At 72.7% G+C, this 23,029-nt stretch carries 18 protein-coding genes and 1 pseudogene; 12 read left to right on the forward strand and 7 right to left on the reverse strand.

Annotated elements, in window-relative coordinates:
• Positions 1-65 precede the first annotated feature (65 nt).
• The 4 genes from WME89_RS42455 to WME89_RS42470 all read left to right on the forward strand — a co-directional run bounded on the left by WME89_RS42455 (position 66) and on the right by WME89_RS42470 (position 7,731).
• On the forward strand, positions 66-2,957 hold the full coding sequence (locus WME89_RS42455; protein WP_438005283.1) for a hypothetical protein: 2,892 nt from the start codon (positions 66-68) through the stop codon (positions 2,955-2,957).
• Between the two features lie 96 nt (positions 2,958-3,053).
• Entirely contained in the window at positions 3,054-4,043 is a 990-nt protein-coding gene (locus tag WME89_RS42460) for an L-threonylcarbamoyladenylate synthase (protein WP_438005284.1), read from the forward strand.
• Positions 4,044-4,212: 169 nt separating this feature from the next.
• The gene (locus WME89_RS42465) at positions 4,213-5,418 is read left to right on the forward strand and encodes a YcbK family protein (protein WP_438005285.1); all 1,206 of its coding nucleotides are present in this window, start codon (positions 4,213-4,215) and stop codon (positions 5,416-5,418) included.
• Between the two features lie 255 nt (positions 5,419-5,673).
• A complete protein-coding gene (locus WME89_RS42470) occupies positions 5,674-7,731 on the forward strand; it encodes a PrkA family serine protein kinase (RefSeq protein ID WP_437502800.1) in 2,058 nt (685 codons plus the stop codon).
• A gap of 105 nt (positions 7,732-7,836) precedes the next feature.
• On the opposite strand, the gene WME89_RS42475 is transcribed toward WME89_RS42470, so the two are convergent.
• Complete coding sequence (locus tag WME89_RS42475; RefSeq protein WP_438005286.1) at positions 7,837-8,100, reverse strand: hypothetical protein; 264 nt, start codon at positions 8,098-8,100, stop codon at positions 7,837-7,839.
• Positions 8,101-8,133: 33 nt separating this feature from the next.
• Positions 8,134-8,889 carry a PP2C family protein-serine/threonine phosphatase gene (locus tag WME89_RS42480; RefSeq protein ID WP_438005287.1) on the reverse strand — a complete coding sequence of 252 codons (756 nt, stop codon included), beginning with the start codon at positions 8,887-8,889 and terminating at the stop codon, positions 8,134-8,136.
• A gap of 132 nt (positions 8,890-9,021) precedes the next feature.
• On the opposite strand from WME89_RS42480, the gene WME89_RS42485 reads away from it, so the two are divergent.
• Positions 9,022-10,227, forward strand: a complete 1,206-nt coding sequence (locus WME89_RS42485; protein WP_438005288.1) for an FIST C-terminal domain-containing protein — start codon at positions 9,022-9,024, stop codon at positions 10,225-10,227.
• Positions 10,228-10,336: 109 nt separating this feature from the next.
• Here WME89_RS42485 and WME89_RS42490 read toward each other — a convergent pair whose 3' ends face one another.
• Positions 10,337-12,727: a protein kinase domain-containing protein gene (locus tag WME89_RS42490; protein WP_438005289.1), complete on the reverse strand. Its 2,391-nt coding sequence runs from the start codon at positions 12,725-12,727 to the stop codon at positions 10,337-10,339.
• Between the two features lie 242 nt (positions 12,728-12,969).
• On the opposite strand from WME89_RS42490, the pseudogene WME89_RS42495 reads away from it, so the two are divergent.
• The 7 genes and pseudogenes from WME89_RS42495 to WME89_RS42525 form a co-directional block, all read left to right on the forward strand.
• A pseudogene (locus WME89_RS42495) lies at positions 12,970-13,347 on the forward strand (ATP-binding cassette domain-containing protein); the annotation flags it as partial.
• A complete protein-coding gene (locus tag WME89_RS42500; RefSeq protein WP_438012042.1) occupies positions 13,342-13,896 on the forward strand; it encodes an AAA family ATPase in 555 nt (184 codons plus the stop codon). The pseudogene WME89_RS42495 and the gene WME89_RS42500, both read left to right, overlap by 6 nt.
• Positions 13,893-14,699 carry an ABC transporter permease gene (locus WME89_RS42505; protein ID WP_438005290.1) on the forward strand — a complete coding sequence of 269 codons (807 nt, stop codon included), beginning with the start codon at positions 13,893-13,895 and terminating at the stop codon, positions 14,697-14,699. Before WME89_RS42500 ends, WME89_RS42505 begins: the two co-directional genes overlap by 4 nt.
• A 5-nt stretch (positions 14,700-14,704) precedes the next feature.
• Positions 14,705-15,490 carry an ABC transporter permease gene (locus WME89_RS42510; protein WP_438012043.1) on the forward strand — a complete coding sequence of 262 codons (786 nt, stop codon included), beginning with the start codon at positions 14,705-14,707 and terminating at the stop codon, positions 15,488-15,490.
• A gap of 98 nt (positions 15,491-15,588) precedes the next feature.
• Positions 15,589-17,475, forward strand: coding sequence for a PAS domain-containing protein (locus tag WME89_RS42515; protein ID WP_438005291.1), 1,887 nt, complete (start codon positions 15,589-15,591; stop codon positions 17,473-17,475).
• A gap of 31 nt (positions 17,476-17,506) precedes the next feature.
• On the forward strand, positions 17,507-17,776 hold the full coding sequence (locus WME89_RS42520) for a hypothetical protein (protein WP_438005292.1): 270 nt from the start codon (positions 17,507-17,509) through the stop codon (positions 17,774-17,776).
• A gap of 14 nt (positions 17,777-17,790) precedes the next feature.
• On the forward strand, positions 17,791-18,924 hold the full coding sequence (locus WME89_RS42525; RefSeq protein ID WP_438005293.1) for a prohibitin family protein: 1,134 nt from the start codon (positions 17,791-17,793) through the stop codon (positions 18,922-18,924).
• Between the two features lie 230 nt (positions 18,925-19,154).
• Here WME89_RS42525 and WME89_RS42530 read toward each other — a convergent pair whose 3' ends face one another.
• The 4 genes from WME89_RS42530 to WME89_RS42545 all read right to left on the reverse strand — a co-directional run bounded on the left by WME89_RS42530 (position 19,155) and on the right by WME89_RS42545 (position 22,896).
• Positions 19,155-20,219: a hypothetical protein gene (locus WME89_RS42530; protein WP_438005294.1), complete on the reverse strand. Its 1,065-nt coding sequence runs from the start codon at positions 20,217-20,219 to the stop codon at positions 19,155-19,157.
• Positions 20,216-21,247, reverse strand: a complete 1,032-nt coding sequence (locus WME89_RS42535; protein WP_438005295.1) for a hypothetical protein — start codon at positions 21,245-21,247, stop codon at positions 20,216-20,218. The genes WME89_RS42530 and WME89_RS42535 overlap by 4 nt, the downstream gene beginning before the upstream one ends.
• Positions 21,248-21,276: 29 nt before the next feature.
• On the reverse strand, positions 21,277-22,293 hold the full coding sequence (locus WME89_RS42540) for a hypothetical protein (RefSeq protein ID WP_438005296.1): 1,017 nt from the start codon (positions 22,291-22,293) through the stop codon (positions 21,277-21,279).
• 381 nt (positions 22,294-22,674) lie between these two features.
• Positions 22,675-22,896 carry a hypothetical protein gene (locus WME89_RS42545; RefSeq protein ID WP_438005297.1) on the reverse strand — a complete coding sequence of 74 codons (222 nt, stop codon included), beginning with the start codon at positions 22,894-22,896 and terminating at the stop codon, positions 22,675-22,677.
• Positions 22,897-23,029 lie beyond the last annotated feature (133 nt).

A 23,029-nucleotide genomic window follows, 5' to 3' on the forward strand; every position in this document is an offset into this window, starting at 1 on the left:
CTTCTCCTCGCGACCGCGCGCTCCGGACCCAAGCCGCGCCGCGGCCGCGCATCGGAACAGCACCGATGATCCGCTCCCCCGAGAGGCCGCTCCGTCCCACCGCCGGCCGGGCGCGCGCGCGGCGCGCCGCTGACGTCGCGCGCGCCGCTGACGTCGCGCGCGCCGCTGACGTCGCGCGCGCCGCCCGCCTCGCCGCGCTGGCGCTCGCCTGCGCGACCTGCGCGCCGCCCGCGCAGAACGGGAGCGTCGTCGTGTCGTCCGGCGCGGCCGAGCGCCTCGGCATGCTCTGCCGGTGGGGGCACGGCGACGCGGAGCAGGGCGAGCTGTGCGGCAGGGGGGACGAGGGCGCGGCGCGGCCGGCGCGCGTCCGGCGGATCACGGGGCCCGCGGACGCGCTCTCGGGGCCGCTCGCGGCGGGGCGGCCGGGCGACCATGTGCTCGAGAACGACGAGATCGCCGTGGTCGTCGATCAGCTGGGCCCAGGGACAGGGCTCGCCGAGGGCGGCGGCCACGTCATCGACGCGGCGGACGCGCGGGCGCGGCGCGACGAGCTCGGGCAGATCGTCGCGCGGGTCGGCGCGCCGGCGCGGCAGGCGATCTACAGCGAGCTCGCGACCGGCGTCGGCGAGGACGGCGCCGCGTGGATCGAGGTGCGCGGGCGCGACGGCGCGGGGGGCGCGCTCTCGATCACGACCCGCTACGCGCTCGGGCCGCGCGATCGGGCGCTGCTGATCACGACGTCGCTCCAGAACGACGGCCCGAGCCCGGTCGAGGCGCTCGACCTCGGCGACATCGTCCACTGGGGCGCGGCGGAGCAGGTCGCCCCCGGCGATGCGCCGGGGTCTCGCGGCGACCATGAACAGCCTTACGTGGCCGGCGTGGGGGCCGGCGTCGCGTACGCGCTCGCCCCGGCGGACGGCGCCCCGCTGCGCGCGCGGAGCGGCGCCGGCTTCAGTGACGCGACGTTCGCCCGGCTGGCCGCGCTGCCGCCCGGCGGGCGCGTCGCGTACCAGCGCGTCCTCGCTGTCGCGCCCCGCGGCGATCCGCTCGGCGTCGCGACGGAGCTCTTCTTCCTCGGCGGCGGCGCGCCCGGCGGCGTCGCGCTCGAGCTCGTGGACGCCCGCGGCGCGCCGCTCCCGCCGATCGCCGGCAAGGCGACGCTGACCCCGATCGCCGAGGAGGGCGCCGCGCCGGCCGCCGGCGCGCTCGCCCTGTGGCTGAGGACGACGGCCGGCGCGCCGCTCGCCGCCGAGGCGCCGCCAGGCCTGTACCAGGTCGACTTCGAGGGGAGCGGCCGGCGCGCGCTCGGGAGCGCTCGCGTCAAGATCCGCGCCGGCGAGGTCGCCCCCGCGCGGCTCGCGCTGTCCGGCGCTGGCCGGCTCTCGCTGTCGGTTCGCGAGCGCGTCGGGCCTTCGCCCGCCGCGGGACCGCCGCTCCCCGCGCGGCCCACGCCGGCGAAGATCAGCCTCTTCGATCCGAGGACCGGCAAGGCGATGGCGCCGCCCCTGTTCACGCTGTCCGGCGACCTCGAGATCCCGCTCCCACCGGGGCAGATCCGGGTCGTCGCCTCGCGCGGGCCGGAGTTCTCGCTCGCCGAGGCGACGGTCGACGTCGCGGAGGGCGGCGCGTCGCGGCTCGAGCTCACGATCGCGCGGGTGGTCGACACGACGGGCTACATCGCCTGCGATCTCCGGCAGCACACGGCGCGGAGCGCCGACGCGAGCGCGTCCGCGGCCGCTCGCGTCGCCTCCAACGCGGTGGAGGGCGTGGAGTGCGCGGTGGCGAGCGAGCACAACCTCGTCGCCGACCTCTCGCCGGCCGTGGCCGATCTCAAGCTGGAGGGGCGGCTGCGGATGCTCCCGGGCGACGAGCTCACGAGCGCCCGGCGCGGCGCGGGGCTCGGCAGCGTCAGCGTGTTCCCGCTCGACGCGGCCGCGCCGCCGGGCGCCCTGCGGTGGCGCGACCAGGCCGCGGGGGCGCTCCTCGACGAGGTGCGCGCGTTGCCTGGCGAGCGCGTCGTCCAGGTGAGCCGCGCGGCTGGCAGCGGCTCGCCCCTGCACGCGCTGGACGCGCCGCGGAGCGCGCCGGATCAGGGGTCAGGTCTCGTCGCGCAGCTCGGGGGCGGCGCAGGAGCCGACGCCATCGAGGTCTGGACCGGGCGCGAGATCGCCGCGCGCGACCGCGCGCTGGAGGAGCTCTGGGGGCTGCTCCGCGCGTCTCGCCCGGTCACGCCGACGGCGGCCAGCGACACCCACGGGCTGCTCGGCGCGGAGCCGGGCTACCCCCGCACGTACGTGGGCGTGGCCGACGACGATCCGGGCCGGCTCGACGCCGCCGATCTCGTCTCCGCGCTGCGGCGCCGGCGCGACGTCGTGATCACGAACGGCCCGTTCGTGACGGTGCGCCTCGGCGAGGCGCGCCAGGGCGGCGTCGCCTCGGCGCGACGCGGCGCCCGCCGGGAGGCGCTGTCGCTCTCGATCCGCGTCGAGCGCGCCCCCTGGGTCGACGCGAGCGAGCTGCACGTGCTCGTCGGCGGCGTCGCCCGGGGCGCGCCGATCCCCCTCGAGGGCGCGCGCACCACGCCCGCGGGCGCGCTCGTCGACGAGATCGCGATCCCGGTGGTCGTCGAAGGAGGCGGCGAACGCCGGCCTCCGACCCACGCCGACGCAGGCGGCGAACGCCGGCCTCCGACCCACGCCGACCCAGGCGGCGAACGCCGGCCTCCGACCCACGCCATCGCAGGCGGCGAACGCCGGCCCGCGCAGAGCGCGCCCGGCCCCATCTCCATCGCCGAGGACACCTTCATCGTCGCGGTCGTCCGGGGACGGCGCCCCCTCGAGCCAGTGCTCTCCGCCGCGGGCGAGCCGGGCGAGATCCTCCCGTTCGCCATGACCGCGCCGCTCTGGATCGACGCCGACGGCGACGGGCGCTCCCTCGGCCGCGCTGTCGCGCCGTGAGCGCCGCGAGGCTCGCGCCGCGCGCGCAGCCGCCCGCGACCGGCGCGTCGGTTTTCGTTTGCCTCCCGTGCGCCCGAGCAACATGGACCGCTGCGCATGCGAACCGAGCGGCTCGCCGCTGACGCGGCATCCATCGCACGGGCGGCCGAGATCCTCCGCCGCGGAGGGCTCGTCGCCTTCCCCACGGAGACGGTGTACGGCCTCGGCGCGCGCGCGGACGACGGGCGCGCGGCGCGCGGCATCTTCGACGCGAAGGGGAGGCCGCCCGGCAACCCGCTGATCGTCCACGTCCCCGACGTCGCGTCCGCCCGCGCGCTCGCGGACGGCTGGCCAGCGGACGCGGAGCTGCTCGCGCAGGCGATGTGGCCGGGTCCCCTCACCCTCATCGTCGCGCGCCGGCCCGACCGCGTCGCCGACGAGGTGGCCGCCGGCGGGCCGACCGTCGCGATCCGCGTGCCCGTGCACCCGGTCGCGCGCGCCCTGCTCGACGCGGTCGGGCTCCCGATCGCCGCGCCGAGCGCCAACCGCTCCACCGCGATCTCACCGACCACCGCCGAGCACGTCGAGAAGAGCCTCGGCGGGCGCATCGACGCGATCGTCGACGGCGGGCCGACCGCCGTCGGCATCGAGTCCACCATCGTCGACGTCACGCGCTCGCCCGCGCGGCTGCTGCGCCCGGGGCACGTGGCGGCCGAGGCGATCGCCGCGCTCGTGCCGCTCCAGACGAGCGCCGGGTTGATCACCGCCCCGGGCGAGCGCGCCCCCTCCCCCGGGACCCACGCGCGCCACTACGCCCCGCGCGCGCGCGTGGCGCTGGTCCCCGGAGAGGCCGTCCGCGCCGAGGTGGAGCGCGCCGCGCGGGCCGGAGCGCGCGCCGGCGCGATCGAGCGCGGCGCCCGCACCGCCGCTGGCCCGCACGCCGAGCTCCTCCCCGCGGATCCCGCCGGCTACGCGGCGGCGCTCTACGCCGCGCTCCACCGCCTCGAGGACGCCGCCTGCGACGTGATCGTCATCGCCGCCGTCCCCGAGGACCCGGCCTGGGACGCCGTACGGGACAGGTTGGCGCGCGCGTCCGCGACCGCCTGAGCAGGCGCCGCGCCAGCCCGCGGCGAGGCGCGCAGGCCACCCGCGCGCCTGCCGCGGCAGGCGCAGGTGTGTTTTCGTCCCCCGGGCGAGCGGATTGTGGCAAATCAGGGTCGCCCGCTCGCCGGGTGAGCCACCTTCCCCTCGCCCGCCTCGTCCATCTGTCGACCCCATGCCGGCACCGCCCCGCGCCGCCAAGAGCCTCACCGCCGCCCTCGGCCTCGCCGCCGCGCTCGTCGCTGCCCCGCCGCGCGCCGGCGCGAGCCTGCTCGACGAGCCGCCGAGGCGCGCGACCTTCAACCTGGACGATACGGCCGCGCCGGAGCTGCCGCTCCTCCGCGCCTTCCGCAACGCCGCGGTCGAGCGCCCCGGCCCGCTCCGGCTCTACCTGAGCAGCGCGTACGGCAAATGGCAGCAGCAGCCGTGGTGGCAGCTCGCCTGGGGCGGCGCGCGCCCGGAAGCCGAGGACGCTCTGGGCGAGCGCGGCCTCGCCCCCGCCGTCCTCGGGAGCTCGGCCTTCGCCAGCGCTTACTCCCCCTTCTTCTCGCCGTTCGAATCACCGTTCAGGCCGGCCGCCCCCCTCCACCTCGATCCGGCCACGCCGGCGTGGCTCCGCCAGCTCGATCCGATCGCCAGCCCGCCGCTCCTCGCGACGACGGGGCCGAGCCTCTCGTCGAACGGCTTCGATCTGCTCTGGGCCCCGCCGAAGAAGCAGCCGCCCGACTGGCGCTGCCGCAGAGGCCCGGTCCAGTTCGCCCGGTACGGCGGCCAGCACGACGCCTTCGAGCTGGTGCGCTGCGACGGCTCCGTCGCGCCCGGGGCGCTCGATCGCCTGTCGATCATGGCCCGCCCCCCCGACGCGCCGGACCCGGGCGAGCAGCTCCCCGACGAGCCGGACGCCGACACATGGCAGCGGTCGCTCGAGTGGGTGCCCCAGGTCCGCATCGTCCACCCGCGCCTGCTCTGGCTGCTCCAGCAGATCGCCGACGCCTTCCCGCGCCGCGGGCTCCACATCTTCAGCGGCTACAGGCCGCGCCCGTCGGACAACGGGCCGGGGGCGCGGGGGAAGAGCTCCGGCGGCCACCACAGCCAGCACGCCGACGGGCGCGCCATGGACATCCTCGTCATGGGGGTGCCGAACGCGGCGCTCTTCCAGTTCTGTCGCACGCTCGACGACGTGGGCTGCGGGTTCTACCCGAACAGCAAGTTCGTTCACGTCGACGTGCGCCGCCCCGGCGCCGGGCGCGTGTTCTGGATCGACATCTCCGGGCCCGGCGAGCCGTCGGAATACGTCGATTCCTGGCCCGGCGTCGTCGAGAGCGGAGGGCTCTCCTCGGGAGCGCACGCAGCGCCCTCCGGCGCCGCCGCCCCTCGCTGACGTCGCCTGCCAGCAGGCGGCCTCGCACCTCCCGGCCTCACCGGCGCGCTCGGGGCGCGCTGCAGCGTGGTCCCGTTCCGGGTGGAGGGAGCACCAGGGCGGCGCGAGCTTGCAGTTCTGGGATCGGTGTTAAGCTTGGCTTCCCCCTGGGCGCGCGGCGCAAGACGAGGGCGGAGCTCGGCCAGCCGAGCGCTGCCCCCGCACCTCCGGCGGCTCAAGGCCGCCCCGCGGTCGCCCCGGAGAAAAAGGTGCGAAATGGGCGAGTTGCGGACAGGGATGGTTGAGAAGATCGCGGCGATGCAGGACTTCGCGCTCTACCGCGATCTCGCGTGGGAGGGCACGTTCGAAGAGTACCTCCAGGTCGTTCGCCAGAACCCGCAGGTGACGCGCAACGCGTTCCAGCGGGCGTACGACATGATCATCCGCTACGGCATCGAGGAGTACACGGACAACAAGAAGAAGCTGATCCGGTACAACTTCTTCAAGGACGAGATGCACGGCGGCGCCGACGCCGTGTACGGGCTCGACATCCCGCTGATGCGGCTCGTCCACGTGCTCCGGGCGGCCTCCGAGGGCTACGGCCCGGAGAAGCGCGTGATCCTGCTGCACGGCCCGGTCGGATCGTCGAAGTCGACGATCGCCCGGCTCCTCAAGAAGGGCATCGAGCACTACTCGACGACGCCCGACGGCGCGCTCTACACGTTCGACTGGGTGAACCTCGACGACGTCGGCATGGCCGGGACGGAGAGCGCCCGCTTCAAGTGCCCGATGCACGAGGAGCCGCTGCGCCTCATCCCGCCGTCCTGGCGCGACCGCGCGTTCCGCGAGCTCGGGCTCTCGAGCCCGCAGTTCCAGGTCCGCGCCGAGGGCGACCTCGACCCGGCGTGCCGCTTCATCTTCAACCGCCTCATGGACAAGTACGGCGGCGACTGGTCGAAGGTGATGCAGCACGTGCGCGTGCGCCGCCTCGTGCTCAGCGAGAAGGACCGCGTCGGCATCGGCACCTTCCAGCCGAAGGACGAGAAGAACCAGGACTCGACCGAGCTCACCGGCGACATCAACTACCGCAAGATCGCCGAGTACGGCTCGGACTCGGACCCGCGCGCCTTCAACTTCGACGGCGAGTTCAACATCGCGAACCGCGGCATCGTCGAGTTCATCGAGGTCCTGAAGCTCGACGTCGCCTTCCTCTACGACCTGCTCGGCGCGTCGCAGGAGCACAAGATCAAGCCGAAGAAGTTCGCCCAGACGGACGTCGACGAGGTCATCATCGGCCACACGAACGAGGCCGAGTACAAGAAGCTCCTGAACAACGAGTTCATGGAGGCGCTCCGCGACCGCACGATCAAGATCGATATCCCGTACATCACGAAGGTGTCGGAGGAGATCCGGATCTACGAGAAGGACTTCAACAAGGAGAAGATCCGCGGCAAGCACATCGCCCCGCACACGCTCGAGGTCGCCGCGATGTGGGCCGCGCTCACCCGGCTCGAGGACCCGAAGAAGCACAACCTCTCGCTCGTCCAGAAGATGAAGCTCTACGACGGCAAGGTCCTGCCCGGCTACACGCAGGACACCGTGAAGGAGCTCCGCAAGGAGGCGTCGCGCGAGGGCATGGAGGGCATCAGCCCCCGCTACGTGCAGGACAAGATCTCGAACGCGCTCGTCAACGACCTCGGCGAGGGGACGATCAACCCCTTCATGGTCATGAGCGAGCTGGAGAAGGGCCTGCGCCACCACTCGCTCATCACGAACGACGAGCAGCGCAAGCGCTTCACCGAGTGCATCGGGATGGTGAAGCGCGAGTACGAGGAGATGGTGAAGAACGAGGTGCAGCGGGCGATCAGCGCCGACGAGGACGCGATCCAGAAGCTCGCCGCGAACTACATCGACTCCATCAAGGCCTACACCCTGAAGGAGAAGGTGAAGGACCGCTTCACCCGCGAGGACGTCGAGCCGGACGAGCGGCTCATGCGCTCGATCGAGGAGAAGATCGACATCCCCGAGAACCGCAAGGACGACTTCCGCCGCGAGATCATGAACTACATCGGCGCGCTCGCGGTCGACGGCAAGAAGTTCGAGTGGCACACGAACGACCGGCTGCGCCGCGCCCTCGAGCTGAAGCTGTTCGAGGACCAGAAGGACGCGATCAAGCTCCAGACCCTCGTGTCGAGCGTCATCGACAAGGAGACGCAGGAGAAGATCGACATCATCAAGACCCGGATGATCAAGTACTTCGGGTACAACGAGGTCTCGGCGCGCGACGTGCTCGACTACGTCGCCAGCATCTACGCGCGCGGCGACACGAAGTAGCCGTCACCAGGGCGCGGCCCCCCGCCGCGCCCGTCGCCAGGGCGCGGCCCCCCGCCGCGCCCGTCGCCAGAGCGCGGCGCCTCGCCCGCGCCGCGCCCCTTCGGATCAGCCTTCTCGCCTGAACCTCGAGAGCTCGCGCTCCAGCGAGGCCACGGTCCGCTTGAGGTCGCGGACCTCCTCGGCGGTCGCCAGGCCCATCGCCTTGGCGAACGTCTCCTTCTGCTCCGCCGTGAACGAGGAGACGCGGCCGGGCACGCTCATCGCCGTCATGAACAGCCGCATGAACCGCTCGTCCTGCATCAGCTTCGCCACGTTCGGGTTCGCGGCGAGCTTCATCCCCTCGGTGACCAGTTTGTCCTTCAGCGCCATGCGCGCAGCCTAGCCGAGTTTCGAGCGGGCGCGTCAGCCCACCTCGACCAGCACCGCGGTGATGTTGTCCCGCCCTCCGCGCCGATTCGCGAGCTCGATGAAGAGGTCGACCGCCGCCTCGCCGCCCTTCGAGGCGATGCTCGCGATCTCCTCCTCGGCGTGCAGGTAGCCGTGCAGACCGTCGGAGCAGAGCAGGTATCGATCGCCCTCCTCCACGGCCACAATCGAGGTGTCGACCTCGACATAGTCCCTGTTGCCGACCGCGCGCGTGATCACGTTGCGGTGGGGCGAGCTCCTGGCCTCGTCCGCGGAGATGAGCCCATTCTTGATCTGCCACGCGATGAGCGTGTGATCCTCGGTCATCTGCACCGCGTTCCCGTTGCGGACCTGGTAGATGCGGCTGTCGCCCACCTGGCCGGTCACGAGCGCGCCGCCCACGATGAGCGCCGCGCTGATCGTCGTGCCCATGCCGCTCTTGTCGCGGTCGAGCTCGGCGATGGCGAAGACCATGTACGTCGCGGCCTGGATCGCGCCCTCGAGGATGCGCAGCACGGCGCGCGCCTTGGGCTGCGTCAGCGGCTCGTCGGGATCGCCGATGGCGGGCAGGCCACGCTTCACCATGCCGTAGATCGTCTCGACGGCCTCGGCGCTCGCTACCTCGCCGGCCGCGTGCCCGCCCATCCCGTCCGCGACGATGTAGAGGCGGAGCTCGTCGTCCCGGAAGAAAGCATCCTCATTGGCGCGCCGGTGGCGCCCGACGTCGGTGCGGCCAAATGATTGGATCCTCATCGAGCTTGCCCGGTCCTTCATCGCCGTCTCGTGGGGAAAGCCCCGAGGCGCCGGCGCGACTCTCGCACGATAAACTTCTTCAGCGGGGCCTGTCGAGTGGGCGACGGCTCGGTTAGGATGGACAGGCCAGCCATGGCACGAAGCTTCTCCGCCACCTGTGGGCCGGATGGCCTTCTCCACCATCTGGCCGACCTGCGCAGCGCCGTCCCGTCGGCCTCGGGCGGCATCGTCTTCGTTTCCGGCCAGCTCGCCCAGCGCGCCTCGGGCGTCGCCGAGCTCGTCCGGAGCACCTGGCGCGGCATCCCCGCCTGCGTCGTGCCGGCCGCGGGCGTGCTCAGCGAGCGCGGCGAGCTCGAGGGGGACACCGGCGCGAGCGGCGTGCTCTGGTCGGGCGGCCGGGTCGCGCCCTTCGCGCTCCCCGAGCGCGCCGAGGACCCGAGCCGCGCCCTGCGCGAGACGCTCGCCCGCACCATCGGCCCCCGCTCCGCGACGGCCATCCTCTTCGCCCGGCCCGGGGCGCTCGCGGCCGGGGCGCTCGAGGGGCTCGCCTCCTGCGCGCCGGGCGCGTGCGTGTTCGGCGCCGGCACGGCGTCGAGCTCCGCGATCGGCGTGACGTCCCAGGGCGAGCTGATCGAGGGCCCCGTGACGGGCCTCGCCATCACGGGGTTCGCCCCGCCGATCGTCGACGCCTCGCCCGCCGCCAGGCTGCTCTCGGGCTTCCACCCCGTGGAGGAGGTGAGCGGCGGCGTCGTGCTGCGCGCCGGCGGGCGCTCGGCGCTCGAGCTGCTCTCCGCCGCGACAGCGACGCTCGGCGAGCAGGCCAGCGCGCAGCCGCTCGTCCTCGCCGCGCTCGCCGACCCGGCGATCGATTCGCGCGGCGATGCCGCGGGGCCGCGCGGCGGCGCCGCGGAGACGCGCGGCGACGCCGCGGAGCCGGTGGCGCCCGGGTCGGTACGTTACGTGCTGCGGCCGATCCGCGGGATCGATCCGTCGCGGCGCGGGCTCCTGCTCGGCGACGACGCGCGGCCCGGCGTCCGCCTGGCCTTCGCCGTGCGCGACGCCGCCGCCGCCCGCGCCGGGCTCGAGGGGATCGCGCGGCACGTCTCCCGGAGCGCGCTCGGCTCGGCCCCGCGGTTCGCGCTGTACCTGAGCTGCGCCGGGCGCGGCCAGGGCCTGTACGGGGCGCCCGACGTGGAGGCGCGCATCCTGCGCCAGCGCTTCGCCGACCTCCCGATCGCCGGCATGCACTCGAGCTTCGAGATCGCCCCCTGGGCGCCAGGCGAGGCCAGGCTCGCCCTCTACACCGGCGTGCTCGCGCTCTTCCGCGCGCCGAGCTGAGCCGCCGCGCGCGAGCGCCGCACCAGGCGCCGAGCGCCGCACCCACGCGCGCGCCGCGCTGGACGCCGACCGCCTCGACCGCCGAGCGCCGCCGCGGGCGCCGACCGCGTCAGCGCTCGTGGTAGGCCGCGATCACGGCCGAGGCCCGCCGCTCCACCTCGGCGTGGATGGCCGCGAAGCGCGGCTCCCCGCGCAAGCCCGCGAGCACCGGGCAGCGCTCGATCCAGGGCAGATCGAAGAGGCCGTCGGCCAGCGAGAGCTCGAGCGCGGTCAGCGCGAGCTCTCGCTGGCCGAGGAAGCCCGCGATCTCCGCCTGGATCTGCCGGAGGAACGACGTGCGGCGCAGCGCCGCGACGGTCGGGCCCGCGCCCTGCGCCGGCGCGGAGCGGACGTCCGAGAGCCGGCCCTCCACGACGTCGCCGATCAGCTGCACGAGCGGCCCGGTGATGCCCGGGAAGGCCTCGCTCACGAGCTTCTTCGGGAGCTTCTCGACCACCTCCGGCTCGCGCAGCCAGAGCGCTCGGCGGATCTGGAGCACGGCGTTGCCCGACGCGCTGCGCGCGACCGGCAGCGCCTTGAGCACGTCTTCGCCGTCCGACCACCTGCCCAGCAGCGCGTGGGCGCGCGACAGCGCGTACCCCGCGAGCGCCACGTCCGGATCGCGCGCCAGCGCGGACCGCGCGCGCCGCGCGCCCTCCTCGAACGCGCCGCACTCGAGCAGGATGGTCCCGATGAGACCCTCCGCCTCGGCGTTGCCGGCGCGCGACGCGAGCGCGGCCTTGAGCTCCCGCATCGCCCCGACCACATCGAGGCGCTGGAACTTCACCGACGCCATCGCGAGCCGCGCGTCCGGGAGCCCGGGCGCCGCGGCGACGGCGCGCGCCGCCACCTCGATGGCCAGATCGCCGCCCTGATCCGTGAAGAACCAGAAGCGGGAGCGCGCGAGCGCGTAGGCCGAGAGGATCATCGGATCGCCGGGCGCGCGCTCGAGCGCCTGCTCGAACAGCGCGATCGCGCGCTCCTGGTGCTCCGGCCAGAAGCTGCGGTACTCGTGGCGCCCGCGCAGGAACAGGTCGAGCGCGACAGGGTCGCTCGGCGCCGTGCGGCTCGGGGCCGCCCCGTCGAGGGTCAGCGCCCCCGCGATCGCCTCGGCCACCTCGTCGTTGATCCGCAGCACCTCGGTCTCGGGGCGGTCGAAGCGCTTCGCCCACAGCTGGAACCCGTCGGTGACGCAGAGGAGCCGCGCGCTGATCCGCACCGTGCCGTCGCGCCGCCGCACCGAGCCGCCGACGACCACCTGCACCCCGAGCTCGCGCCCGATCTCGCGCGGATCGGCGTCGCCGTCCTTCCACCGCGCCATCACCACGCGCGGCCTCACCCGGAGGCCCGGGGTCATCGAGAGCGTATCGATGAGATCGTCGGTGAGCTCCTCGGCCAGGTACGCGTCGGAGGGAGGGCCCTGGTTCGTGAACGGCAGGACCGCGACGCTCTTGCCGCCCAGCTCGCTCACCCCGGAGATCGACCCGGGGATCGGCGTCCGCCCCTGCGGCGGCGTGATCGTGTGGGGGGCGATCGTGGCCGGGCGCGTGAGCGACGCGAGCTCCTGCGCGACGCCCTCGACGGAGTCGTACCGGTCGTCGCGCGAGCGCGCCATGCAGCGGAGCACCATGCGCGCGAGCGCGTCCGGCAGGTCGGCGCGCCGGCGCCGCGGGTCCGGCGCGTCGGAGACGAGCCGCGCCGCGGCCACCGCGAGCGGCGCGTCGCCCTGCCACGCGCGCTCGCCCGTGAGCATCTCGTAGATCATCGCGCCGAGCGCGTAGAGGTCGGCGCGCGCGTCGATGTCCGCGGCGCCCTGCACCTGCTCGGGCGCCATGTACGCCGGCGTCCCCAGGACCGCGCTCAGGGTCATGCCCGCCTCGCCGTTCGGCGCCAGCGCGCGCGCGATCCCGAAGTCGGTCAAGACCACGCGCCCGTCGCGCCCGATCAGCACGTTGTCCGGCTTGAGGTCGCGGTGGATGACGCCCGCCCGGTGCGCGGCCCCGAGCCCCGCGCAGACGCTCTCCGCGATGTCGATGGCGCGGCCCACGCTGAGCCGCCGCTCGCGCGCGAGGAGCCCGGCGAGCGCCTCGCCGTCGACGAACTCCATCGTCAGGAACCGGTCGCCGTCGTGCTCGCCGATGTCGAAGACCCGCGCCACGTTCGGGTGCGTCACCTTGCGCGCGAGCCGCACCTCGCGCCGGAACCGCTCGATCACCTCGGGGGCGCCGCTGAGCTCGCGGCGCAGCACCTTGACCGCGACGACCTCCTCCAGCTCCAGGTCGCGGGCGCGGTACACGCTCCCCATCCCGCCGATGCCGACCAGCCCGAGGAGCTCGTACCGGCCGGCGAGCACCTGCCGCGGGCCGGTCTCCGCGGCGTCCGCGGGCGCGGCGCCTTGCCGCGTGCCGCTCGCTGACAACGCGCGGTCGTGAATCGTGTCGTCCTTGAAGCTCTGCGGCATAGGGGAATCCCGGGCGACCGTTGCCCCCCACCGCCTTGAGGCTAGCTCAGGATCGGCGGGGCGAGCACCGGTCGTCGCGGGAGCTCCAGCGGGTGAGGTGCTAGTCTGCGCCGCCCATGGCAGAGGCGTCGAGCGCGATCGCGGTGGAGTCGCTCTCCAAGACGTACCAGGTCCACGAACGCGCCGCCGGCTTCGCCGCCACGGTGCGCTCGGTCTTCCGGCGCCGCTACCGGGTCGTCCACGCGGTCGATGACCTCTCGTTCTCGATCGCGCCGGGCGAGCGCGTCGGCTTCCTGGGCCCGAACGGCGCCGGCAAGACGACGACGCTGAAGGTGCTCGCCGGGCTGCTCCACCCGTCGGGCGGCCGGGTCACGGTCGCCGGCTTCGTGCCGCAGCACCGCGAGGCCGACTTCCTGAAGCGGATCACCCTCGTCATGGGCCAGAAGCAGCAGCTGCTCTGGGACCTCCCGCCCGCCGAGACCTTCGCCCTGAACCGCGCCATCTACGGGATCGGCGACGCCGAGTTCCGGCAGACGCTCGGTGAGCTGGAAGACCTGCTCGGGATCGCCGTGATCGCCTCGAAGCCGACGCGGCAGCTCTCGCTCGGCGAGCGCATGAAGTGCGAGCTCGCGGCCGCCCTGCTGCACCGGCCGGAGATCCTGTTCCTCGACGAGCCGACGATCGGGCTAGACGTCGCGATGCAGCTCAGCGTCCGCGAGTTCATCCGCCGCTACAACGAGCAGCGAGGGGCCACCATCGTGCTCACGTCCCATTACATGGACGACGTGGCGGCGCTCTGCCCGCGGGTCATCGTCATCGACAAGGGTAGGCTGCGTTACGATGGCGACCTCGCCGCGCTCGCCCGCAGCGTGCGCCCTCACAAGCGCATCGCGCTGCGCTTCGGGGGCGCGGTCGACCGGGCGCTCCTCGAGCGGGTCGGCGCCGTCCTCTCGCTCGACGCCGGCCGCGCGGTGCTGCAGGTCCGCCAGGAAGAGCTGCGCCAGGCCATGTCCTGGCTGCTCAGCCAGACCGACATCGCGGACCTCACGGTCGAGGACCCTCCCCTCGAGGAGGTGATGCGCGAGCTCTTCGCGGGCGAGGAGCCCGCCGGCGAGCCGGCAGCCGCCGCGGGCGAGCCGGCGGCCGCCGCGGGCGGGGTCGCGTCGTGAGCTCGCTCTCCAGGGCGGTCCACGCGTTCCCGACGCTGCTCCGCGTCGGGGTCGCGGCCGCGATCGCGTACCGGGCCGAGATGCTGATCTGGATGCTCACGACGACGATGCCGCTCGTGAGCCTCGCGCTCTGGTCCGCGGTGGCCGCGAGCGCCCCGGTCGGCCGCTTCGGGGCGAGCGACTTCACCGCGTACTTCCTGGCGATCCTCATCGTCCGGCAGATGACGGGCTCGTGGCTCGTGTGGGAGATGAACATGGAGATCAAGAGCGGCGTCCTCTCGCAGCGCCTGCTCAAGCCGATCCACCCGCTCGTCTCCTACGCCGCCGACAACCTCGCCGCGCTCCCGCTGCGGGCGCTGCTCTGCTTGCCCATCGCGGTCGTCGCGCTGGTCGTGACCTCGGGCGAGCGGTTCCATCCGACGGCGCTCGACCTCGGGATCTGGGCGGCCTCGCTCGTCGGCGCCTGGATGATCAACTTCTTCACGATGGCGCTGATCGGCTCGCTCGCGTTCGTGATCGAGAGCTCGACCGCGGTGTTCGACGTCTACCTCGCGGCCTTCATGATCTTCGCCGGCTACCTCGTCCCGATCGAGCTGTTCCCCCCGTGGCTCGGCGACATCGCGCGGGTCCTGCCGTTCCGTTACAGCCTCGCCTTTCCGGTCGAGCTCATCACCGGCCTGCTCGAGCCGGGCCGCGCGCTCGCCCAGCTCGGCGCGCAGTGGGCCTTCGCGATCGGCTCCGCCGCCGCGGCGCTCGTCGCGTGGCGCGCCGGGGTCCGGCGGTTCTCGGCGTTCGGCGGGTGAGCGGCGTGCGTTACCTCCGGTTGCTCGCGACCCAGCTGCGCGTGTCGCTCGCGCTCGGGATGCAGTACCGGCTGGATTTCCTGCTGGGCGCCGTGATGACGGCGGTCTGGACGCTGGTCGGGCTCGTCCCGCTCCACATCGCGCTCGCGTCCCGCCCGCCGGTCGAGGGCTGGACCTACGAGCGGGCGCTCGTCGTCGTCGGGTGGTTCACGCTCCTCAAGGGCATCCTCGAGGGGGCCGTGAACCCGTCGCTCATCAGCGTGGTGGACCAGATCCGGAAAGGCACGCTCGACTTCACGCTGCTCAAGCCGGCCGACGCGCAGTTCCTCGTCTCCACGGCTCGGTTCGAGATCCGCAAGGTCGTCGACGGCGCCGCCGCGGCGGCCATCTTCGTCTACGCCTTCGCGAGGATGGGCCGCGCCCCCGCGCCCGTCGACATCGCGCTCTCGCTCGGCCTGCTCGTGACGGCGACGCTGGTGCTCTACTCGATCTGCATCCTGGTCATCTCCGCCGCGTTCTGGGTCGTGCGCCTCGACAACCTGGCTTATTTCTTCAACTCTCTCTTTGATTTCGCGCGCTGGCCGGTCACCCTCTTCAAGGGGTTCTGGCGCGTCGTCTTCACCTTCGTGGTCCCGCTCGCGCTGATGACCACCTATCCGGCGGAGGCGATGCTCGGCACCATCGCACCGCGCACCGCGGCCGCCGCCGCGCTGGGCGCGCTCGCCTTCGGCGCCGCCGCGCGCGCGGTGTGGAAACGGGCGATAGGACGGTATACGTCAGCGTCGAGCTGAGCGCCGTGGGGCTTCCTGCCGGCGGCGCCGCGCGTTAGGCTCGCGGTCTTGGCCTCCTGGGGCGAGGGGGGTGAGCGGGCATCGGAGAAGGAGACCAGGTGAAGAACGGGGGGTTCACGCTCGAGGAGCTAGGCAGGAATCTCGTCGATCTCGCGATGACCGAGGACGTGATACGCCGCCGGGCGACTGCGCTTCTCCCGGTCGCCGGCCGCGAGGAGCGGGAGCTCAAGGTCCTCGGGAAGGTGTCGCGCCTCGCGATGGATTTCGACGCCGGCGACCCGGCGGTGACGCGCGGCACGAGCGGCGCGTTCGACGTCGCGATCCCGTACGCCCTGACGGTCCGGGTCGAGACGGAAGGGGAGGCCGAGGCCACGGTGCATCAGCTCACCGCGACGGTCGCGCTGCGCATCACGCCGAGGCCCTGCGCGCCGCTCGGGATCTTCCTCGACATCGTGGAGCCGGCCGCGGACTCGGTCCTGTTCGCCGACCCGCCGGTCAGCACGAGGGACTACCTGCGCGGCCGGCTCGAGGAGGAGGTCCGGAGAGAGCTCCTCCGCCTCGTGCGCGCCCGCCTCGCCGACAGCCACGCCGAGCGCATCGTCGATCTGGAGGGGCCGCTCGTCCGCGCGCTCGGGCTCGATCTGGACGCGCGCGACGCGCCGCCGCCGAGCCGCCTGCGCGGGGCCAGCGTCCAGCCGAGCGGCGCCGCGGTCCGGCGGGGCGCTCCGTCGAGCGAGCCGGACATGCAGCTCCGGCTCTTCGGGAACACCATGCCCATCCAGGTGTGGACCGCGCGCCCGGACGGCCAGCTCAACTTCGTGAACAAGGCCGTCCTCGACTACTTCGACCGCACGGAGGCGCAGATCATCGGCGAGGGCTGGCTGGCGATGCTGCACCCGGACGACGTGCCGAGGACCGTCGCGACGTGGACCCGGAGCCTGGAGACCGGGCAGCCGTACGAGACGGAGTTCCGCCTGCTGCGCGCGAGCGACCAGACGTACCGCGAGCACGTGGTCAGCGCGCTGCCGCAGCGCGATGCGGCCGGGAACATCGTCCTGTGGATCGGCGGCACGACCGACGTGGCCGAGCTGCGCCGCGCCGAGGCTGCCTTGCGGCGGAGCGAGGCGCGCTACCGGCTGTTCGCGGAGGCGTCGAACGAGGGCATCTGGTTCTGGAACATCCGCGAGGACACGACGGAGTGGAGCGATCGCATGCTCGGGATCATCGGCGTCCGCCGCGAGGCGTGGGGCGGGACGTTCATGAGCTTCTTCGAGCGCGTTCACCCCGACGATCGGAGCGCCCTCCAGGCCGCGCTCAAGGCGCACCTCGAGGAGCGGCGGCCCTTCGAGGCCGAGCTCCGGATACGGCACGAGAACGGGGAGTACCGCGTCATTTTCACCCGCGGCATGGCCGAGTGGGACGAGAAGGGCGTGCCGTTCCAGATGGCCGGCGGCGCGACCGACATCACCGAGCAGAAGCGCCACCAGGCCATGCTGCAGGAGCGGCGCGAGATCATCGAGCAGCAGCAGGAGGCGATCCGGGCGCTGTCGACGCCGATCATCGAGGTCTGGAAGGGGGTGCTGACGATGCCGGTGCTCGGCGTGCTCGACGAGCAGCGCTCCCAGCAGATGATGGAGGTGCTGCTCGACGCCGTGGCGCGGACCCGCTGCCGCCACGCGATCATCGACCTGACCGGGGTCAGCGCCCTCGACGCGGCCACGGCCGATCACGTGCTGAAGCTCATCGACGCCGTCGCGATGCTCGGCGCGCAGGGCATCGTCGTCGGCATCCGGCCCGAGGTGGCGCAGACGGTCGTGTCGCTGGGGCTCGACCTGTCGAACATCAAGACGCTCTCGAACCTGCGGGAGGGGCTCCGCTTCGCGATGCAGTCGAGCGGGGTGACCGTCGAGCGCCGGCGCCGGCGGAGGGCGCGCCGCGAGGGCGCGGACGACGCGCCCGCGCCGCTGTCCGAGCGCGGCGGGTGATCGCCGCGGGAGCCCCAGGGAGCAGCAGCGCGTGCGCGACCTCGACCCCTACCGCGACGAGCGGCCCAGCCTGGCCGCCGAGAACGAGCGGCTCCGCCGGGAGCTCGCCCGCCTGCGGCGCCGCCGCGCCTGGCCCGCGGTGGCGGCGCTCGGGGGCTACCTCCTGCTCGTCACCGAGCTCCGCGGCTGGCTGAACGGCGCCGACCCGGTCCGCTACTGGGCCGCGCTCGTCGCCCTCCTCCTCGCGCTCGGCGTCAGCGTGGCGAGCGCCCTCCGCCTCATCGTGGGGCGCAGCGACTGAGAGAAACGGCATCCATGGCGAAGATCCCCCCCATCAAGTTCAGCCCCTCCGGCGGCGTCGCCGGCGCGGCGCGCCGGGTCGCGCTCGGCCTCGTGCTCCTCGTCGCGACGCTCTTCGTCGCGTGCACCACGGTGACGCGGATCGACGCCGCGCACGTGGGCATCCGGGTCAAGCTGGCCGGCTCGAGCCGCGGCGTCGACGACATCCCGGTCGTGACCGGCTGGGTGTTCTACAACCCGCTGACCGAGCAGATCGTGCAGTTCCCGACGAGCGTGCAGAACGTGGTCTGGACGGCGTCGGCGCACGAGGGCCGGTCCGTGGACGAGTCGATCACCTTCTCGTCCTCCGAGGGCGTCAACGTGGGCGCGGACATCGGGATGTCGTTCCACATCGAGCCGGACAAGGCGCCCCACCTCTACCTGCGCTTCCGGGAGAACGACCTGATGCGGCTCGCCGACCGCTACGTGCGCAACGCGGTGCGCGAGTCGTTCAACGCGGTGGCGTCGACGATGCCAGTCCAGGAGATCTACGGTTCGGGCAAGACGAAGCTCATCCAGGACGTGACCAAGGAGCTCGCGCTGGTGCTCGACAAGGACGGTGTCCGGATCGATCAGCTCACCATCAACGGGGCGCTCCGGCTGCCCGAGAACGTGGCCGCGGCGATCAACCAGGCGATGGAGGCGACGCAGAAGTCGATCCAGGCCGAGAACCGGGTGCGCCAGGTGCGCGCCGAGGCCGACCAGGCGATCGCGACGGCGCGGGGCGCGGCCGAGTCGGCGCGGGAGCGCGCCCGCGGCGAGGCGGACGCGCTGCTCATCCGGGCGCGCGCCGAGGCCAAGGCGAACACGATCATCCGGCTGTCGACGACGCCCGCGGTGCTGCAGTACCGCGCGCTCGAGCGGTGGAACGGGCGCCTGCCGGCGATGAACCAGGGCCCGCTGCCGATGCTCACGTTCGACATGAAGAGCGCGCTCGACAAGGACGCCGAGCAGAAGCTGGCCGAGCTGCTTGAGGAGACGGCGCCCGGCGCGCCCGGAGCCCCGGCCGGCGCAGAGGCGGCGCCCACCGGCGCGGGTGGAGACAGAGACAACGGGGGCGCAAAGCCCACGAAAAATCCCACAGAGCAGGCGCCCGCCGCGGCGCCTTGATCAGATCGAGCGGCTAGAGCGACAAACGGGTTGAAACCAAGAGAAAAATCAGGAATTTCACATGGAGGCGGGGAGGCGGGGAGCGAGAGACGGCAAGAGGGAGAAATTCATTTTTTTTCCCTCCCCGCCTCCCCGCCTCCATGTGAAAATTCTCCGGGTTTCAACGTGATCGGTGTTCTAGTGGGGCACCGCCGCAGATAGACTCCAGTCCGCTCGGCAGCCTACCCGGCTCAGCCGCCAGCCGGCTTGCAGCAGAGCGCGCTGCCATCCGCGGGCGCGATCTTCTCGCCCTCCACGATCCCCGCCCTCCCGTGATCGATGCAGCCGCCCTCGCGTTCCCTGAGCATGCGGGCCTTGACGCTGCCGATGACCACGGGCTCCGCCACCTCGGTGCACGCCGTCTCGGTCGTGAGCGTCTGGGTCAGCACGAGATCGCTGCACGCCTCGTCCTTGTAGAACAAGAACTCCATCGAGCAGAGCTCCCCGTCGGGCTCGCAGTCGCACGCGCCGCAGCCGGAGACGGCCCTGTAGATGTCGAGCCTCTCCGGGAACTCCGGCGGGCAGGCGGTCCTCGCGATGACCTCGTCGTCAGGAAAGGGAGCTGGATTGCCGACGCAGATCCGGAAGTCGTCGGAGAGAACACGGGTGTCGAGCAAGCACGTTGGATAAGCGGGGTGGTCTCCACAGCTGTACTCCGCAGGCTCAACCGGGCTGCAGATGCGCGCCATCCGCTTCCAGGTCGCCTCCGGCTGGAACAGGTCCTCTCTCGAACGGCACGCATGGCGCTCGTCGTACCAGGGGACGGCCACCCCGGTGGCCGCTTTGGTCTGCCCCGTCGGTTCGCACACATCCCAGGGGCGACGCATCGTCTTCCTGGTATCGTCGAAGGGCGGATCGCACTCCTCGATCATACTGTAGCCCACCCCTCCATCGTTGCAGTCGGCGCGCTCGCAGCCGCAGGGCGGGCAGGTCGGGTCGTCCTGAAGATCCAGCCACCGGTCCGCTTCCCACGCTTGCCCGTACTCCTCGCAGGTGGGCTCCTCGCCCTGCTTGCCGACCCACACGACATACCTCCTGGAGTTCACGATGCCGTCCCACCACGCATTCTCGAGGCAGTAGCCGGGACACGGCTCGCACCGCTCCTTGCTCCAGCACCTCAGCTCTTCGCCTCCGCAGCTCGACCCGAGCAGCGCCCCGGCGAGTCCCAGGAGCGCGCCGGCCGCCGTCCTCAGGAGCCACCGACGTCGCGCGCTTTCCTGGTCCAGGGCGGCACGCGGGATGCTGGTCTGGCTCATTGGGTGTCCATCTTCTCCATGCAACACAGGGTCTTGGGTTCCACTTCCTCCCGGTCCCGCACCGGCTCGCCTCCGGACGGCTCACAGCCGCCGGGCGCGTTCGTGACCCACTCGGCACGCACGCTGCCGAGCGGGAAGCCAGCGCTCGGATCGGCGCAGCCGCCTTCATCGGTGACGGCCACGGAGGCGATCTCCTGGCGGCACGCCGTGTCGGCGTAGGCCGACACGAGCGCCTCGCACACGCTGGGCTCGGTCGGCGTGCAGGTACACGGCGAGCAGAGGCCGTCGTCGTGGCTTGCGTACCATGAGTGCTCGTGCGGGTACTCGTCCGGGCAGTCAACCTTCTCGGTCACCTTGGCCCAGACGCACATCTTGAAAGCGGGCGTGGCTCGCTTCTGGAGCATGGGGAAACACAGCTTCCCGGACGTGATCCCGCACGCTTGTGCATTGCTCGGGCCCGTGCAGACCTTGGCGTGGCGCTTCCAGGGTGACCCCAGGCCGCCGCTGCGGGGCACCACCGCCTCGACGGGCTCGCAGGGGACCGCGGTGGCCGGCGGGACAGCGACCGAGCCGACCTGCTCCGGCGGGATCGGATCCGTGCCGACGCACGCGCCATCCCAGTCGACCGGGGCCTCGAATGGCGTCCGCGTCTCCGGCGCGCCGTCCTGGCACATGTAGAGCGAGCTGGCCGTCACCCCGGCCGGCAGCACGCACGCCGGCTGCGAGCAGGCACAGGGCGGGCAGTCAGGCACCGGATCGACGTCCTTGTACAAGAACATGACCCCCGCATCGCCGACGTCCGGCGGACACGCGGGCGGCTCCTCGTCGATGCTGCCCTCCCAGAGGAGCACGGGCGCGCCATCGACGTTGCTCCTGTCGACAGGCACCGGCACGCACTCCCCGGCGCAGTACCCGCCCGCGCTCTCGCAGGTCACCGTCTCCTCGCACGCCTCCCCCGTGTCGCCGCAGGCGCTCGCCAGCGCTAGCCCCGACGTGGCCAACCCCATCGCCATCAGCACATGACGCATGCTCTCCGCTCCCTCCCAGCGCACCGCGCCTACCAGACGCCCCCGATCGCGATCCCACCCCCGCCGACCGCGACGAACGGGCGCACGGCGGCACGGGGCGGCGATGGCGGCGATGGCGGCGACGGGGCCCACCAGAGCGACGAGATCGCCACCGCACCGAAGACCCCGCCCGCAATGAAGCTGGCCCAGGCCGCGCCCCTCATCGTGTCGCGGGTCGAGACCGTCTCGGCGAGCGCGTCGCATGGAACGGTGATCTCGCTGATGCCCTCGTAGAGGCAGCCGCCGCGCCCGTAACTTGCCCGGATGGCGTCCGCCTGCGCCTCGGCCTCGTCATCGCGCACCCCGGCAGCGATGGCGAACCCCACCCCGAGCGCCGTGCCGGCGAGGGCCAGCGACGCTCCGGCGACACGGATGTTGCGGCCCGAGCGGTCGCGCTCCGGCGCCGGCGCCGTCGTGCGGACGATCGCCTTGGGCGGCGGCGCTCTTGGGATGGGATCGAGCACCACCGGAAATGCCGTCACGTCGCCGGGCCATCGTTCGAAGGGGACCGTCTGGGTGACATGCCCCTCGAGAGAAGCGCGGACTTCGTGGCGACCGGGCTCGACGTAGAAGCGGTACTCCGGCTGCCCCTGGCCGAGGAACCTGCCGTCCAGGAAGACCTCCGCTTTCGGATGGCTGAGAATGAACTCGACTCGAACGACCTCGCTCTCCGCCCGGAGCAGGCCGTCCTCGAAGCGTTGCCGCTCCGCGGGCGAGAGCTTTCGGCGGTCGAACAGGGCGCGCCGTAGATGGGTCGCAGCGTCCACGTACTCCTGCAGCGAGAGCTCGCAGAGCCCGAGCTCCCCCTCGATGGCAGGGCGCGGCGCCGCGGCGAAGGCGGCGCGATACGCCGCCTCCGCCTCCCGCCATCGGCCGGCGCTGCGCGCGGTGCGCGCACGACGGAGCGCGTCCGCTGCCGGATCAGGCGCCGCGGGCGCCCCAGGGCCCGGCGCTGCGGGGGACTGCGCGAACGCCGCAAACGTCGTGGTGATGAGGAGACTTACCAAGGGGAAAAGCAGGAGTTGCCTTGGACCCATGGAGCACGACCCTAGGCACGCACAGGTCAGTGAAGCAAGGAGCCGAGGAAGGGTGCTAGACGAATTTTTGGCGTATCAAGGACGATTTCAAAGCAAATATAAACTGCTGCACGCAACGCGCATAAAGCCCTGAACGCCCGCGCATGGCGTCCACCCCGTGAGCGCGCGCGCCTCGCGGCCGAAGATCTCGGCGAGCGCCTCACCACGCGGCCGACCACCGGGCTGCGCCACACGTCCGTATGCACGGCGAGCCACACGTCCAGGCCCGGCGTGTGGGCCTGCGGGAGCGCGCCCGCGGCGAGGCGGACGCGCTGCTCATCAGGACGCGCGCCGAGGCCAACGCGAACACGATCATCCGGCTGTCGGCCGCTCGATAGGATCATCCGCCAGGGCGCCGGCCAGCGCCTCGATCTCGGCCCGCTTGTTCTCTAGCGCCTCCGGCGGAGCTCGGACGCCATCTATCTCCTGCCAGACGAGCACGACCTCGACTCGGCGATGAGGGGCGCCGATCGGAAGGTCAACATGCACCGTGCCTTGTTCGTCGCTCTCGTACAGCTTGCGGACTGTGTTCATCCAGGGTGCTCCTCCGGAACGACCAGGTAGGGCGATCTTCCTGGCTAGCACGTGAACGGCCGATGAAGAGAGCACAGGTCTCACGACAAGGCGCAGTACCGCAGAGCGGCAAGGAAACTCGTGGGAGACGAAA

The organism is Sorangium sp. So ce321 (assembly GCF_051530195.1).
Classification (GTDB): domain Bacteria; phylum Myxococcota_A; class Polyangia; order Polyangiales; family Polyangiaceae; genus Sorangium.